A 14824-nucleotide genomic window follows, 5' to 3' on the forward strand; every position below is an offset into this window, starting at 1 on the left:
AAACCAATGGAAGCGTGGCCCTATTCATTTGAAGTAATGTTCGGGGATGTGCTTGAATCATGGAGACGATTGAATTTGTATGCGCGCAGGATACACCGTTTAGTGCATTCGCGTGGATGCTAACATCCAAATTCCAAAAAAGGATATAAAATATGCCCAGTTCCCATTCTAATTTATTCATGATTGACCTAGAAGGTACAGAACTTTCGGACATTGAACGGGAAATTGTGCACCATCCTAATGTAGGTTCCATAATTCTTTTTACCCGTAATTTTACAAATCCCCGGCAATTAGAGGATTTAATTCATGAGATCCACGCCATCAATCCCCATATTTTTTTCACCACTGATCACGAAGGTGGTTTCATCCAACGTTTTGTGCGCCATGGATTTCGCTCCATTCCTGCACCTCGCGTTTATGGAGATGTATACGATCTAAATCCGGAAGTTGGGATCCAGCTTGCAAAACAATATGGCGAAATTATGGCCAAAGATTTAATCACCTGCGGTATTGATTTAAGCCTTGCCCCGGTTCTTGATTTGCATGCTCAAAGTCCTATTATTGCCCATTTGGATCGGGCTTTTCACCACAATCCTGATGTAATCACCGCTTTGGCAGGTGCTTTTATTGAAGGCATGAATGCTGCAGGCATGCCTGCAGTTGCGAAACATTTTCCAGGCCATGGCTCAGTTAGTGTTGATTCACACAAGGCCATGCCGGTTTCCATTACACCACTTGAAGAATTGAAAAATAAAGATTTAAAACCATTTATTGACCTGCATAAAAAGGGACTACTTAGTGCAATTATGCCTGCCCATGTAACCTATAAAGCAGTTGATGCAAATAAACCTGCTGGTTTTTCAACAATTTGGTTGCAAGACATTTTACGGCATGAACTGAAATTTGAGGGGTTAATTATAAGTGATTGCTTGAGTATGACGGGTGCTGATATTGGCGATTTAATGACCCGAACTCAAGAGGCTTTAAAAGCAGGCTGTGATATGTTAATCGTCTGCCATCAACCTCGCCACGTTTTATTGGAGCTCATTCAAAAAACATCATTGCCCTATGCATTGGAATCCGCTGCCCGCATTACTCAGTTTAAAAATCAGATGCTTCGCTTTTCCCATCCGGAAAAAAATCAACCTAATCCGCATTTATTACTTGAAACGACAGAAAATGATCCGCGTATCGAGAGTAAGAATCAGCAGTTCAATACTTCAGAAACAATTTAAAGCGAGAACATTGCAATTCACATTTTTTACAGGAAAGAAAATTGCAATTGCCAGGCGCTCGACTATCAACGACTTATCAATGTTCCTCACGAAGGGTGCTTAAACGGGTATGCCAGAATAGGAAACATCCCATGAGCGCCATGAATAAAAAATACATCGCACTCCATCCGGGCATGGAAATTCCCAGCAGCCGCCAACTGATTTCTGCACAATCGCCGGTTCCCAAAAATAAAGCTTTTATTACGGTTTGCCAGGGCAAGTAATGAATTAAAATATCCAAACTCGGCATGCACGCGGGGGCTTCTCCTGCAGGTAGGGATTGCAGCCATAATTGGCGTAAAGAAAAATATAACCCCGCACAAGCAATAATTATTTGTAATAAACTGATTATATGTGCTTTTTTCAAAGTCCGAAAACTTAGCCCCATAACAGCTAATAATAAGAAAACACAAACACGCTGCATCATGCATAAAGGACAGGGAACAAGCCCGACAACATATTGAAAATAAAAGGAGGCAAATAATACAAACACCGTCAATGCTGCATTAAGGGTTTGAATTTTTCTATAAGTAGGCTTTCTCATGATTTGGGCAACATATAGGATATGGCAGCCTTGAGATCCTCATCACTGCATTTAATACACGTTCCTTTTACAGGCATAGCATTCAATCCTTTTATTGAAGAAGCAAGTAATTCATCTAATTTTCTTTCGGATAAACGTGGTTTCCAATCGTGCTCATCTCTGAATTTGGGTGCTCCAGCAAGCCCCTCTCGATGGCACACAATACAATAATGTTCGTACGTATCCTTTCCGGGCTCATTTTTTGCCCCTGCATCACCTGGTGTTTTATTACCTAGTTCAGCTTGAGCTTGACCTTGTACAGAAACTTCCCCTACGGGTTGAATTCTTAATTGGATTTCTCGTTGCCGCTCTTCATTACAGGCATACATCGCTAAAGAATAACCAAACAACACTATTAAAAACAGCAACCTCATGCCCGTACACCTCATGATAATAATTTAGGATCATACCCATAAGTGAGTTTTTTTTCCAGCAGGATTAAAACCAAATGAGCTGCGAAACGCTATTATTTTCTTGCTGCCGTCTTCCAACTATAATGAGGGGACACAAGCCCTTGCGTCGATGAAAAAAAATAAGGATAAATAAATGTCCGACCACCCTGAACTGGAACCTGTTTTGCTCATTGCAGATCCGAGAATAATCGCTATTTCTGTGGTTGATAATCACGAGCCGATGATTGATTTAATCGAACATCCGGAACTCAGCTACGGCCCCTCTCCAGAAATACCGAATAATACTGACTATACCAAAATGCGTAAAACAGTTTTTGAAAAATTGAAACAAGCTCAATCCTTATTACCTCAAGGATTACGTTTTTGTCTGTATGAAAGCTACCGGAGTCTGGCACTACAAAAATCTCTTTTTGATATACGTTATGCAAAAGTGGAAAAACAACATCCTGAATGGTCCTCTGAACAGATTTTTATTGAAACAACGCGAATGGTTTCTCCAGTTACCAATCTGGATGGTTCCCCCAATATCCCTCCTCACTCAACAGGAGCTGCAATAGATATCTATTTAATCAATGAACAAGGAGAAGCTATTGAAATGGGAATTCATCCTAAAGACTGGATGGAAGATTTAGAGGGGACTCTTTCAGTAACGGCTTCAACCATTATTTCCGAGCAAGCAAAGCAAAATAGAAGAATAATGAGTCATGCACTGGAAGCGGTTGGCTTTGTGAATTATCGGCATGAATATTGGCATTGGTCTTATGGAGACCGTTATTGGGCTTATTATAAACAAAAACCATGTGCCATTTATGATAGCTGTAAGTAGTATTCTCTGCAGTATGAATAGAACTGTTTTTCCCGGGTTGATAGGTAAAATTACTGTGGCACCTCACCTCAATAGAGCGAAGGTCAGAAGCGATAACACCATTCGACAACCCTTTGAAAATTAGGGTATATTGACTTAGTGTTATTCATTATGGATGTATCACAATAAGGAAATGATATGGCAAAAACAACTGAAATTTATACTCCAAATCTTTTAAGAAAAAACTGGGGCTGGCTCCTGGGATTAGGAATATTACTTGTCTTTCTCGGCTGCATCGGCTTGAGCATGGTCATAGGTTTAACCCTGGTCAGCATGTATTTTTTTGCTGCGTTACTCATAATTTCTGCAATTTCTCATTTTATTGATATTTTCAAGCATAGAGATTGGAAAGGCATATTTTGGCAGACAATCATTGCTATTTTATACCTGATCGGTGCGGGGGTGGTGTTGTATGATCCCTTTTTAGCATCCACAATAATTACTGCCTTGTTGGCTTGGGTACTGATTATCATTGGCATCACCCGAATCATCCTTGCTTTTTCTCTAAAAAACGCTAAAGGATGGGGCTGGTTATTATTTGCAGGAATTACTGCCATAATCCTTGGCGTATTAATTCTAATGCAATGGCCGATTAGCGGTTTATGGGTTATAGGAATGTTCATTGCGATTGATATGATCGTCAATGGCTGGACTTACATATTTATCGCACTCTCTGTGCGTGCATCCGCCTAATGATCATAGTATGATACTGCATTCGTTTCTAAATGCAGTATCATATGAGATCTAGAATCCTGCGTATTGCAACACGCCAAAGCCCACTTGCATTGTGGCAAGCAAACCATGTTCGTGATTTATTATTAAAAAAACACCCTAATCTGCAAATTGAATTATTACCCATGAGCACCTCTGGAGATAAATTTCTTAGGGATAAACTCCAGGCTATTGGTGGTAAGGGCCTGTTTGTAAAAGAATTAGAAGAGGCCTTGTTAGATAAAAGGGCTGATTTTGCGGTCCACTCTTCAAAAGACATGCCGGCTGAATTTCCCGAAGGCCTGGAATTGGTTGCCATCTGTAAAAGAGATAACCCCTTCGATGTTTTTGTCAGTTTCCAATACCCCAACCTGCAAGCATTACCTGCTCAAGCTGTTGTTGGAACCTCAAGTTTGCGACGTCAATCTCAGCTATTGGCCTACAGGCCCGATTTAGGTGTAAAGTCATTACGCGGCAATATCCATACCCGGCTTGAAAAACTCAAAACCGGCGAATATCAGGCAATCATCCTTGCTGCAGCAGGCCTTGAACGCATGGGATTTACCGATATCATCAGCGAACAATTATCCGAGCAAATCATGCTCCCGGCGTGCGGTCAAGGAGCTCTGGCACTTGAATGCAGAAATGATGATCAGGAAATCCGGGAGCTACTTGCAGAGCTCAATGATCCCATATCATCTATTTGTGTAAATGCGGAACGAAGAGTTAATGCACTTCTTGGCGGCAATTGTCATGTGCCGCTGGCAGTGTTTTGTACCCCCACAGAGGGCAATCAGCTTTCCCTAAGAGCAAAAATTTTAACCCTAGATGGTGCCCAACTCATCCAGAGCATGCAACTGGGACCCTTAGAGCAGGCACTAAGTATGGCTGACCATTGCGCGCAATCCTTGCTGTCCCAAGGTGCAGCAAGTCTTCTTGCATCAGTCCCAAAATGAAAGATTCACTGAACGGGTTATGCATTTTAAACACTCGCCCACAAAGTCAGGCTCACGAGCTAAGCCAAAGCATCCGCGCGGCTGGGGGAAACGTAATTGAACTACCGACTATAGAAATCGAGGCGATGCCCAATGACTGGATTCATTTACTACCCAATTTAAAAACAGTAGATAAAGCTATTTTTATTAGTGCTAACGCAGTTCATTTTTGTTTTACCCAATTATTGCAGAAACATCTTGATTGGCCTTCTTCCATCCAGGTCATTGCCATTGGGCAAGGAACTGCCGCTGCGATCGAGAAATTTGGTATCCAAGTGAGTGAAATTCCTGAGATACCTGACAGTGAACATTTATTAGCATTAAAAACATTTCAACAACCTGAAAAACAAAACGTGCTACTATTTAAGGGAGAGGGAGGCAGAGAACTCATCGAGGAGCAATTGACGCAAAAAGGAGCCAACCTGGTCGTCCTGAAAGTATATAAACGCGTGATTCCGCAAATTAACCCTCAATGGGTTGAATCGCTATGGCGCGATGATTTAGTGGACATTATACTGTTAACAAGCGAACTGTCTCTTCATAATATTTTTAAGTTGTTTGATAAGGAAGCCCATAATTGGCTCCGTAACAAAAAATGGTTAATGATTAGCGAACGGTTGGCTCAAGTGGCTTTTTCATTGGGTATAAAAAATATTAGGGTATGCCACCCTGGCCGGGTGATGAATACATTGTTTGACTACGTAGACAAGGATTAACTTATGACAAGCGACAGCGAAGCACAAGTAAAAAAAACAAAAAAAGTACCTCCTGCCACGCCAGTTGAAAAAACACCCCCCCAAAATAATTCTGCTGTTACCCGGAATAACTACATAGTACCTTTATTTGCTTTTATTGTTGCCTTAATCGCTTTAGGAGTCGCTGCATATGCCATTGCTCTCAACCAACAATTGCACAATCAACTTAATAAAACCCAAACAGAGCTCACTACCCAATTGCAGCAATTCGCACATAAACAAGATCAAACCCAAGAACAAATAAATTCAAAAACAAGTAATACTGAAGAATTTCAAACCCATTTACAAGATAAATTGGAACAGCTCGATAAACAGGTTCAAAATGCATTGAACCAAAAGTTCTATCAAAATCAGGATTGGCTGCTTCTAAAAGCACGATATTATCTTGAATTAGCGCAAATCAACGCTCACTGGAGTAATGGGGTTGACTCAACAATAGCCTTGTTAGAGCAAGCAGATCAGCTCTTGAAACAATTAAACGACTCTAAAGTTTTCACTATACGGCAGGCCATAGCTAAAGATATTGCTCAAATGCAAGCATTACCTCCCGTAGATGTCGCGGGCTTGCTAAGTCAACTGGATGCCGCTCAAAACAGCATCAACAATTTAGGCATTCCTTTGCCTGTTAATGAAAACAGACCCTCACCAGAAAGCCCAACCACCTCTCCAAATAAATCCTCCTGGCGTACGCATATAGAAAGCAGTATGAATGTTCTGGAAAAACTAGTAATCATTCGTCGTCACAGTGAAGAGATTAAACCGCTTATGTCTCCTTTATTGGAAGCCCTGCTAAAAGAGAAACTTCACCTGAACATTCAGGAAGCGCAATGGGCTGTTCTAAACAATGAACCATTCGTTTATCAACTGGTTCTGAAACAGGCAATTAACAGTCTTAAACAGAATTTTAATGAAAATACCCCTAACACTGCGGCTTTAATTAAAAAACTGACTGAGTTACAACAAATGAATATAATTCAAAAAAGACCCACCGTGGGGACCGCTTTGCCGCTGCTTAATGAGTTGATTGACAAAAAGGGTGCTTCGACGAATCAACCGTTAGATAACGCGAGTAGCAAGACTAGTGAACCAGGAGGAAACCCATAATGCTCCGCCTTCTTTTTGCTTTTATAATTTTAATGGGAGCTGTAGCCTTAGGGATCCAACTCAATAAAGATCCTGGCTACGTGCTCATTGCAATCAATCACTGGACTGTTGAAACTACCGTTTGGGTTGCTGCGTTTAGCCTCATTATCTTATTTATTGCCCTGTATTTTATTCTGCGTTTACTTCAGAAAATTTCCAGGACTCCAAGGACATTAACCCAGTGGCACTCCAAACGTCTGTCCCAAAAAGCACAAGCCATTACTCGCAAGGGGTTAATTGAATACAGCGAAGGATATTGGTTAAAAGCAAAAAATCATTTGATTCAGGCCTTGCCTAACACCGATACCCCATTACTTAATTATTTAACAGCCGCGCGGGCAGCCCAAAAAATGGGGGACAATCAATTACGCGATGATTATTTGCGTGAAGCACAGCAATCCATGCCTGAAGCCAAAATTGCGGTTGAGTTGACGCAGGCGGAATTGCAACTTGCAAATCATCAATGGGAGCAAGCTCTTGCTACATTAAAACATTTGCATGACATAGCCCCACGCCATCCTTATGTTCTAAAGCTCATCATGCAACTTTATCAGGAAGTAAAGGATTGGCCCCAACTTATTTCTATATTGCCTGACTTAAAAAAATATCAGGTCGTTCCTCCGCAGGAATTCGAATTATTGCAGCATAATGCATATTTACAGAGATTTATTGATCTGATAAAACAAAACCAAACGAAAGCAATCACTACGTTTTTTCAATCCCTGCCAAAAGCTTTGGCGGATGAGCCCAATATTATCGCGGAATATGCCCGATTCTTAATAAAAAATGCGGATTATCCCGTAGCAAATGATTTATTAAGACGGGCATTGCGTAAAAACCCTAATCCTCAATTAATTGGACTTTATAGTTTACTTCCCGCGGATGAAAAACAGCTTACTTTTGCCGAAGGATTACTGAAAAAAAATCCCCACTCAGCCGCTCTTTATCTTTGTTTAGGCCAAATCTGTAATCAACTGAAATTATGGGGAAAAGCTAAATATTACCTTGAAAAGTCAATTGAAATTGAACCGACTGCCCTAGCCTACGAAACCCAAGGACAACTGCATGAGAAACTTGGAGAAGAAGCTATGGCGTGTATAAGCTATAAACGAGGTTTGGAGTTAATCACCAGTCTCGTTCAGGATTAATAGGTGGGCTGAACCTACTTGCCTCGGGTTGGCGCCAACTTCATTGCAGGCAAAGACAAAAGTACTTTACCGTTGGCACCATCCACTTTTTGATTGATTCTATAAATATTTTGGATGATGGCATGCATCATTACAATTCGTCTGGGTTTTTTCTATCTGAATGGTCACATGCTGAATATTAAATTCATGACGTAATTGTTCAACCCATTCTGCTCTTATTTCATCAGAAAGTTCCCCATCAGGCATGTATAAATGGACGGACATAGCATTTTCCTGGGTACTGAGCGCCCAAATATGCAAATCATGGAATCCCTTTACTCCCGGTTTATTTAATAAAAACTCACTAACTGCTGTCCAGGAGATATTTTCTGGAACCCCATCGATAATAAGTCTGAAACTTCCTGCAAATAAAGACCAGGTTCCTTTAAGAATAATTAATGAAATGAGCAAACCGACTACTGGATCAATCCATAACCAACCAGTCCAATACAATAATGCAGCAGATAGGACCACCCCAACAGAAACTAAAGCATCATAAAATAAATGCAAATAGGCACCGCGAATATTCAAATCCTCAGAATTCCGCGAGAACAAAAATGCAGTAGCAAAGTTAATGACTATGCCAATACCTGCAATTATCATTACCGATGTGGCCTGAACTGGTGATGGCGAAAACAACTTATATACAGCATCGGTTGCAATAATTCCGCATGTGAAAACCAATAAAATTCCATTTGCCAGGGCAGAGAGAATGGAGATTTTTTTTAACCCGTAGGTAGACTTTCTGGTCGGCGCACGCTTCATCAGTACCGCGGCAATCCAAGCTAAAATCAATCCGAGAACATCCCCTAAATTATGAAATGCATCAGCTAATAAGCTGGTAGAGTTGGATAAATAGGAAAAGACAATTTGCAAGATCACAAAAAGGCCATTAGCGATTATGGAGATGATAAACGCTTTATCATAGGTAACTGGTGCCGCATGGTGGTGGCCATGGTGGTGAGGTGAATCACCATGTGAATGCATACTCATAACGCTCCTTCATCTTTTTGCTCTCCGGAATAATAATTAATTCCAATTTTTATACGGTTCCGTTCTTTTTGTTTCCGCCAGGCATTTGTATCACGTAATGAATAAACACAACCGCAATATTCCTGCTTATAAAATCCTTCGCGCTTGGCTATCTCATACATCCGTTCTGAACCACCGTTTTTTCGCCAATTATAGGTCCAATATTGCAGATTGGGATATTTGTTTGCAGCGCGAATACCGCAATCATTAATTTGGTTCATATCCTTCCAACGCGAAATTCCCAAGGAACTGCTAATTACCGGGAACCCATGTTCGTGAGCATATAAGGCGGTGCGTTCAAAACGCATGTCGAAACACATTGTACAACGCTTTCCACGCTCAGGCTCCCATTCCAAACCCTTAGCGCGGGCAAACCAATTATCTTTATCATAATCCGCATCAATAAAAGGTATATGGTGTTTTTCTGCAAAATTAATATTTTCGTTTTTTCTGATTTCATATTCCTGAACAGGATGGATGTTCGGATTATAAAAAAATATGGTGAAATCAATTTCTGAACTGATAAGCGCCTCCATCACCTCACCAGAACAGGGTGCACAACAGGAATGCAGTAACAGCTTGTCAGCCCCATCAGGTAATTCTAATCGCTCTCTCTCTATCATTTGCTTACATCCACTAAATTTATAAAATGGTGACGATAATAAACTAATTCAGCAATTGAATCTTTAATATCGTCCAAAGCCAGGTGTTTTGATTCTTTAACCACTCCATTTAATAATTCAGGCCGCCAACGTATTGCTAACTCCTTTAATGTGCTTACATCCAAATTCCGGTAATGGAAAAATGCCGCCAGATCCGGCATGTATTTATATAAAAATCTCCTATCCTGGCACACACTATTACCGCACATTGGCGACTTACCTTTATCCAAATACTGTTTTAAAAAATTTATCGTCAACTGCTCTGCCTGTTGTTCACTGGTTTGACTGTCCAAAACCCGTTTAACCAGACCGGATTGACCATGCTGTTTTGTATTCCAGGAATCCATGGAGTCCAGTAGAGTTTTAGGTTGCGAAATAGCAAAAACGGGGCCCTCAGCAATTATATTTAAATGAGGATCAGTTACCACAGTAGCAAGCTCAATAATTCTGTCTCTCTCAGGATCAAGTCCTGTCATTTCCAAATCTATCCAAATTAAATTTTGATTATTTTTCATTTTTTTTTCCAGGAATTTAAGATTAGTTCAACACAAGCCACCCGTCTTTGATGCAATGCACTTTTGATCGCTTCGCCTCTATAACCTTCATTAATGAGCTCTTTGCTGTTCACTTTAGCACATTCAGCAAGTAAATAACTCCATAATTTACCTTGCCGATAATCAATCTTTCGTCCGCACCCTTCTGCATCTGATTGACAGGCAATCAACATATTATAAAAGAGGTTAGGACGTCGAAATGCATCAGCTCGTTCTAAAAGTTTTACAATCGTACTGGCTTGTAACTCAAACAAACGGTGAATATTTAAATGAAATCGTGACGTCATCGTTGCCAGTGCACGATAATCATTGGGAATACGCAAACGGGAACACAAGGCCTCAATAATGGCAACCCCGCGTTCTTCATGTCCATGATGACTAGGCCAATTATGAATTGGTGATAAAGCTTTACCTAGGTCATGTACCAAAGCGGCAAAACGGATGACTGGATCGTTACTCAAGCCCGCTGCAGCCTGTAAAACTAATAAGGTATGAACCCCGCTATCCACTTCATGATGGTAGCGATAAGGATTCGGAACCCCAAATAAACGGTCAATCTCAGGTAAAATCGCCCGTAATGCATCACAGGAACGTAAGGTAATAATAAACTGTTCCGGGCTCTTTTCCTCCAGGCTTTTTTGCCATTCTTGCCATACTCGTTCAGCAACCAAATGAGTCAATTCACCCTGCTGCACCATGGTATACATTAAGGAACGGGTTTCATCCGCCAGCTTAAAACCTAAGTGATGAAACCGTGCAGCAAAACGGGCAACACGCAATACACGCACCGGATCTTCTGTGAAAGCAGGGGATACATGGCGAAGTATCTTGGCTTCCAAATCACTTTTCCCATGATAAGGATCGATAAGGCTCCCCTGTTCATCCATTGCCATTGCATTAATTGTTAAATCACGACGTGCCAAATCTTCATCTAAAGTTACTGTATTACTGAAATCGCAAGCGAAACCATAGTATCCGGGAGCTGATTTCCTTTCGGTGCGCGCCAAGGCATATTCTTCTCCGGTCTCGGGATGTAAAAAAACAGGGAAATCACGCCCAACTTTTTTAAATCCTTTTGCAAGTAAATTTTCGGGAGTAGAACCTACAACTACCCAATCCCGCTCCTTTACTGGGAGATGCAATAAGTGATCACGAACCGCGCCACCAACCAAATAGACTTTCATTAGATTTGATTTACCTTCATACTGTATGATTATTTGGCTCTGTCATTCAGAGGGCCAAGAACATTTTGAGAATGATTATATTACAGATTTGAACTATGAGTAAAAGACGTATTAGCAAGCAACAATCTGCCCGTATAGAAAAAATCCAACAAAATTATCATGAAAGTAAAAAAAATCATGATGCACTTGCTGAGGGTTTAGTCATTACCCGTTTTAGCAGGCATGTTGAAATTGAAGACAACGAAGGGCATCTCTTACGCTGTTCTATGAGGCCAAACCTGGAAACATTAGTTGCCGGCGACAGGGTAATTTGGCAAATGGAAGGAAAAAACCAGGGGGTAGTGGTCAGCCTATACCCGCGGAGTAGTGTCTTGGCAAAACCCACGAGTTCAGGCATATTAAAACCTGTAGCTGCCAATATCAGCCAACTCATTATTGTTATCGCACCCAAACCCGAAATATCCTGGCCCTTACTCGACAGCTATTTGGTGATGGCAGAAACGCTGCACTTACATGCGGTCATTCTACTCAATAAAACTGACTTACCCTGTGAGTCCCTTAAAACCCAATTACTCATGGATTACGGAAGTCTTCCTTATCCAGTCCTGCAGGCAAGTAAAAGCAATCCTGCCAGCTTGCAACAACTGAAAGAGAAATTAAATCATCAAGTGAGTGTTTTTGTAGGCCAATCAGGGGTTGGCAAATCTTCACTTATCTCCAATATCTTGCCGCATGAGCAAAATATCTCCATAAATGAACTGTCGGAGATATCTGAATTAGGAAGACACACTACCAGCAACTCTCGCTATTATCATTTACCCAGCGGAGGGGCGCTAATTGACTCACCCGGAGTAAGGGAGTTTAGCTTATGGCATATCGATGCCTCCGAAATAGCGCAGGGCTATCCGGAGTTCAAGCCCTATCTTTCGCTGTGCAAGTTCCGTAATTGTACTCATAAAGATACTCCGCATTGTGCCATCATCAAAGCAAAAAATGAGGGTCTCATCGCGGAAAAAAGATATGAAAATTTTATTAAACTCTGTGCGCAATATACAAAATAAACTAGTTCCCAACTGCAATAACCACCAGGAGATCGTTTAGGAGTACTGGCCTATATAATCGAGAATAGGTCTGCCTCCGGTTTTAGCTGTCTCTTTTTGTTTTACACTTAAAATAGGATGGCTTATGTCTAATAAGTAGTTGCAAATTTTCAGTGTCAGCGCTCCTTCAAGCTGAAGCTTGGGCAATTGAGTTTTATACTCAACCATCATTTTTTCAACATCCTTGATATCTTCAGTCAAATTAAATTTAGGGGGCTCCATTCTATGGGCGGACGGGAAAAAATGAATTGGAGATGTTTCTGCTCTCCGACATAACTGGGCGATATGATCATTGATGTGATAGGTACAATTAATGAGAAATTTCGATTTTGCCTCTTGTGGACTGCATATTCTAATTAATCTCAGTAAATGAGTGCGATGATGCTCGCTTAAGCCATTTAAAAACTCGGTAAATAAAATGTTAACCCGGAGTTGCTTCATGAGATCATTTTGATTTTGGGCATAAGTATGAATTATGTCATCAAGAAACAGGCTAATCTGCTTTTTTACCGAGGGATTATTGGTATCAAAAAGCAGCAGTGCATCAAATAATAACTCGGGCTCAAACCAATAAACACCAACTTCATTTAACTTACAATTTTCAACACGCTCTAACCACTTAGTTGTGGATTCACATCGTGATAACCACGTCCACCAACTCTTATCTTTTTTTGCAGGAATAACAATATTTTTTATAATATCTGCATACGCACTTTCCAAAGCTTTAGGCTTATTTGCCGCTATCGCCGGCAATAAAACCGTAAAAATTCCGCAGGCTTCGGGAAATACATTATTTTTTTTATCCCATAAACTGTAGGTTTGTCCCGAGAAGAAAAAAGCAAATTCAAATTGAGTAGTGAGTAATGAAACCAGTAATTTGCAACAATTCACAAAAGCATCGGACTGGATAAAGGGAGCCTCCTTTTCTTCTGCTTCTGTCTGCAGTTCCCTATAAACAGATTCTAACTCTGTACATGCGGCTACTAAATCGGGGTTAACACGAAATAGCCATTTACTTAATGTTTCAATTTCATAATTCAGTTCTTGATAATCATTTGCAGTATATAGAGTGATAAAAAGATCAAGCAAGTAGTTCTCATTATCTTTATAATCAATTTTAGAACCATATAAATAATTTACATCTGCTAAATCATAACCATACAAACGATTGAAAAAATTTTTTATTTCATTTTTAAAAATCGAAAAATCAGATTTGTTCGCTTTTAAATAATAAAACCGTTCAATCAACTCGAGTAAATGCGGCAATAAGCCTATTGGCATACGCCCCTGGGCGCTTAAATTAACAAAAACTTTTTTGCGCAGAAGATCCCAGAAATTGCTAAAGACTTCCTCATTAACACTCACTTCCCGATGCGTAACTTTGCATAATTTTAAACGAGCCAATTCATCTATTGTGACAACACTTAATCTTTTATCCCCTCTATAAGTGGATAAAGTAAAATTCCAATGTTCCAGGTGCTTACAAAAACTCCATTTGCGATATAAAGTTTTACCACCGTGTCCCAAATAAAAATTAAACAGATTCACTGTTTCATTCAGAGAGCTAAAATCGTTTAAATCCTTGTCGTTAGTTAAAGTAGGAATTAATATCTTTAAGTAATTCAAGTCGACTAACGGAGCAAGCTCTCTTGCTAAATTTATCCACTGGAGATTAATAGAGGAGGGGTTACGGGTATAATCATCATCTTTATCAAATATTGCTTCCCACCGACATTTATAACACCAAAGAAGAAAGAAGAGATCTTCTCTATTCAACTCGAGCTCAGGGGATTTTTTAGAAAAGCGCTCTGAAAGACATTCATAGAGTACTTTATCACACGGAATCGGTGCGCTTTCCTTTTCAAGTGTTTTGATAAAATCCAAAATTCGTTGGACTAACATAAACTACAACCTATCCTAAATAAAATTAACTTAAACTAAAGTCTAATAAAAATCAATTATACGAGCCTAGGGAAAGAGACAGGAGATAAATACGTTATTTAACTATTTTGGCAAAATCTGATTCTCTTCCAGGCTGAGTATATGTTCCATTTTTGACGTTTATTATACAAAGAAAAAAAGCGGCTAAAGAGCCGCTTTTAAGAATAAAACCCTGGCGATGACCTACTTTCACATGAGGAGACCTCACACTATCATTGGCGCGGGTTCGTTTCACTTCTGAGTTCGAGATGGAGTCAGGTGGTTCCAAACCGCTATGGTCGCCAGGAAAACTGGTTTGACATGATCAATTGGGCATATTATACCCGAATCATGCACGAGGTAAATAAAGAGGACACACTATTTTGTATTTATTTCGGGGCAGGTGTCCTACCCCAGGTATTGATTCAGTTCATCTGAAGTAACTC

The 14824-nt window shown here is 40.2% G+C and carries 15 protein-coding genes and 1 rRNA gene; 8 read left to right on the top strand and 8 right to left on the bottom strand.

Annotation, left to right across the window (positions count from 1 at the left end):
• Positions 1 to 152: 152 nt before the first annotated feature.
• On the top strand, positions 153 to 1235 hold the full coding sequence (gene nagZ, locus KYQ_RS14435; protein ID WP_010652434.1) for a beta-N-acetylhexosaminidase: 1083 nt from the start codon (positions 153 to 155) through the stop codon (positions 1233 to 1235).
• Positions 1236 to 1311: 76 nt separating this feature from the next.
• Here the strand turns inward: nagZ and KYQ_RS14440 are convergent, their stop codons facing one another.
• Together KYQ_RS14440 and KYQ_RS14445 are read right to left on the bottom strand one after the other, a co-directional pair.
• Positions 1312 to 1818, bottom strand: a complete 507-nt coding sequence (locus KYQ_RS14440) for a disulfide bond formation protein B (RefSeq protein ID WP_010652433.1) — start codon at positions 1816 to 1818, stop codon at positions 1312 to 1314.
• Positions 1815 to 2231: a c-type cytochrome gene (locus KYQ_RS14445; protein WP_010652432.1), complete on the bottom strand. Its 417-nt coding sequence runs from the start codon at positions 2229 to 2231 to the stop codon at positions 1815 to 1817. The genes KYQ_RS14440 and KYQ_RS14445 overlap by 4 nt, the downstream gene beginning before the upstream one ends.
• A 172-nt stretch (positions 2232 to 2403) precedes the next feature.
• Between KYQ_RS14445 and KYQ_RS14450 the strand changes: the two genes are divergently transcribed.
• From KYQ_RS14450 to KYQ_RS14475, 6 genes are all read left to right on the top strand, one after another.
• Positions 2404 to 3096: a M15 family metallopeptidase gene (locus KYQ_RS14450; protein WP_010652431.1), complete on the top strand. Its 693-nt coding sequence runs from the start codon at positions 2404 to 2406 to the stop codon at positions 3094 to 3096.
• 177 nt (positions 3097 to 3273) lie between these two features.
• Positions 3274 to 3828, top strand: coding sequence for an HdeD family acid-resistance protein (locus KYQ_RS14455; protein ID WP_010652430.1), 555 nt, complete (start codon positions 3274 to 3276; stop codon positions 3826 to 3828).
• A 44-nt stretch (positions 3829 to 3872) separates the two neighbouring features.
• The gene (gene hemC, locus KYQ_RS14460; RefSeq protein WP_010652429.1) at positions 3873 to 4802 is read left to right on the top strand and encodes a hydroxymethylbilane synthase; all 930 of its coding nucleotides are present in this window, start codon (positions 3873 to 3875) and stop codon (positions 4800 to 4802) included.
• The gene (locus KYQ_RS14465) at positions 4799 to 5557 is read left to right on the top strand and encodes a uroporphyrinogen-III synthase (RefSeq protein ID WP_010652428.1); all 759 of its coding nucleotides are present in this window, start codon (positions 4799 to 4801) and stop codon (positions 5555 to 5557) included. Before hemC ends, KYQ_RS14465 begins: the two co-directional genes overlap by 4 nt.
• 3 nt (positions 5558 to 5560) lie before the next feature.
• Complete coding sequence (locus tag KYQ_RS14470; protein ID WP_019350208.1) at positions 5561 to 6700, top strand: uroporphyrinogen-III C-methyltransferase; 1140 nt, start codon at positions 5561 to 5563, stop codon at positions 6698 to 6700.
• The gene (locus tag KYQ_RS14475) at positions 6700 to 7887 is read left to right on the top strand and encodes a heme biosynthesis HemY N-terminal domain-containing protein (RefSeq protein ID WP_010652426.1); all 1188 of its coding nucleotides are present in this window, start codon (positions 6700 to 6702) and stop codon (positions 7885 to 7887) included. The genes KYQ_RS14470 and KYQ_RS14475 overlap by 1 nt, the downstream gene beginning before the upstream one ends.
• Before the next feature lie 99 nt (positions 7888 to 7986).
• Here the strand turns inward: KYQ_RS14475 and KYQ_RS14480 are convergent, their stop codons facing one another.
• The 4 genes from KYQ_RS14480 to KYQ_RS14495 are packed head-to-tail and all read right to left on the bottom strand — an operon-like array spanning position 7987 to position 11358.
• Positions 7987 to 8919, bottom strand: a complete 933-nt coding sequence (locus KYQ_RS14480; protein ID WP_010652425.1) for a cation diffusion facilitator family transporter — start codon at positions 8917 to 8919, stop codon at positions 7987 to 7989.
• The gene (locus KYQ_RS14485) at positions 8916 to 9581 is read right to left on the bottom strand and encodes an epoxyqueuosine reductase QueH (RefSeq protein WP_010652424.1); all 666 of its coding nucleotides are present in this window, start codon (positions 9579 to 9581) and stop codon (positions 8916 to 8918) included. The genes KYQ_RS14480 and KYQ_RS14485 overlap by 4 nt, the downstream gene beginning before the upstream one ends.
• Positions 9578 to 10135 carry an oligoribonuclease gene (orn, locus tag KYQ_RS14490; protein ID WP_010652423.1) on the bottom strand — a complete coding sequence of 186 codons (558 nt, stop codon included), beginning with the start codon at positions 10133 to 10135 and terminating at the stop codon, positions 9578 to 9580. Before orn ends, KYQ_RS14485 begins: the two co-directional genes overlap by 4 nt.
• Positions 10132 to 11358, bottom strand: coding sequence for a multifunctional CCA addition/repair protein (locus tag KYQ_RS14495; RefSeq protein WP_010652422.1), 1227 nt, complete (start codon positions 11356 to 11358; stop codon positions 10132 to 10134). Before KYQ_RS14495 ends, orn begins: the two co-directional genes overlap by 4 nt.
• A 95-nt stretch (positions 11359 to 11453) precedes the next feature.
• Here KYQ_RS14495 and rsgA point away from each other — a divergent pair, with 95 nt between their 5' ends.
• A complete protein-coding gene (gene rsgA, locus KYQ_RS14500) occupies positions 11454 to 12419 on the top strand; it encodes a small ribosomal subunit biogenesis GTPase RsgA (RefSeq protein WP_010652421.1) in 966 nt (321 codons plus the stop codon).
• Between the two features lie 36 nt (positions 12420 to 12455).
• Here the strand turns inward: rsgA and KYQ_RS14505 are convergent, their stop codons facing one another.
• Together KYQ_RS14505 and rrf are read right to left on the bottom strand one after the other, a co-directional pair.
• Positions 12456 to 14360 (bottom strand): hypothetical protein, encoded by a 1905-nt coding sequence (locus tag KYQ_RS14505; RefSeq protein WP_019350209.1) that lies wholly within the window; start codon positions 14358 to 14360, stop codon positions 12456 to 12458.
• A 209-nt stretch (positions 14361 to 14569) separates the two neighbouring features.
• Positions 14570 to 14685: ribosomal RNA gene (rrf, locus tag KYQ_RS14510) — 5S ribosomal RNA — on the bottom strand.
• Positions 14686 to 14824 lie beyond the last annotated feature (139 nt).

The organism is Fluoribacter dumoffii NY 23 (assembly GCF_000236165.1).
In the GTDB taxonomy this organism is placed as follows: domain Bacteria; phylum Pseudomonadota; class Gammaproteobacteria; order Legionellales; family Legionellaceae; genus Legionella; species Legionella dumoffii.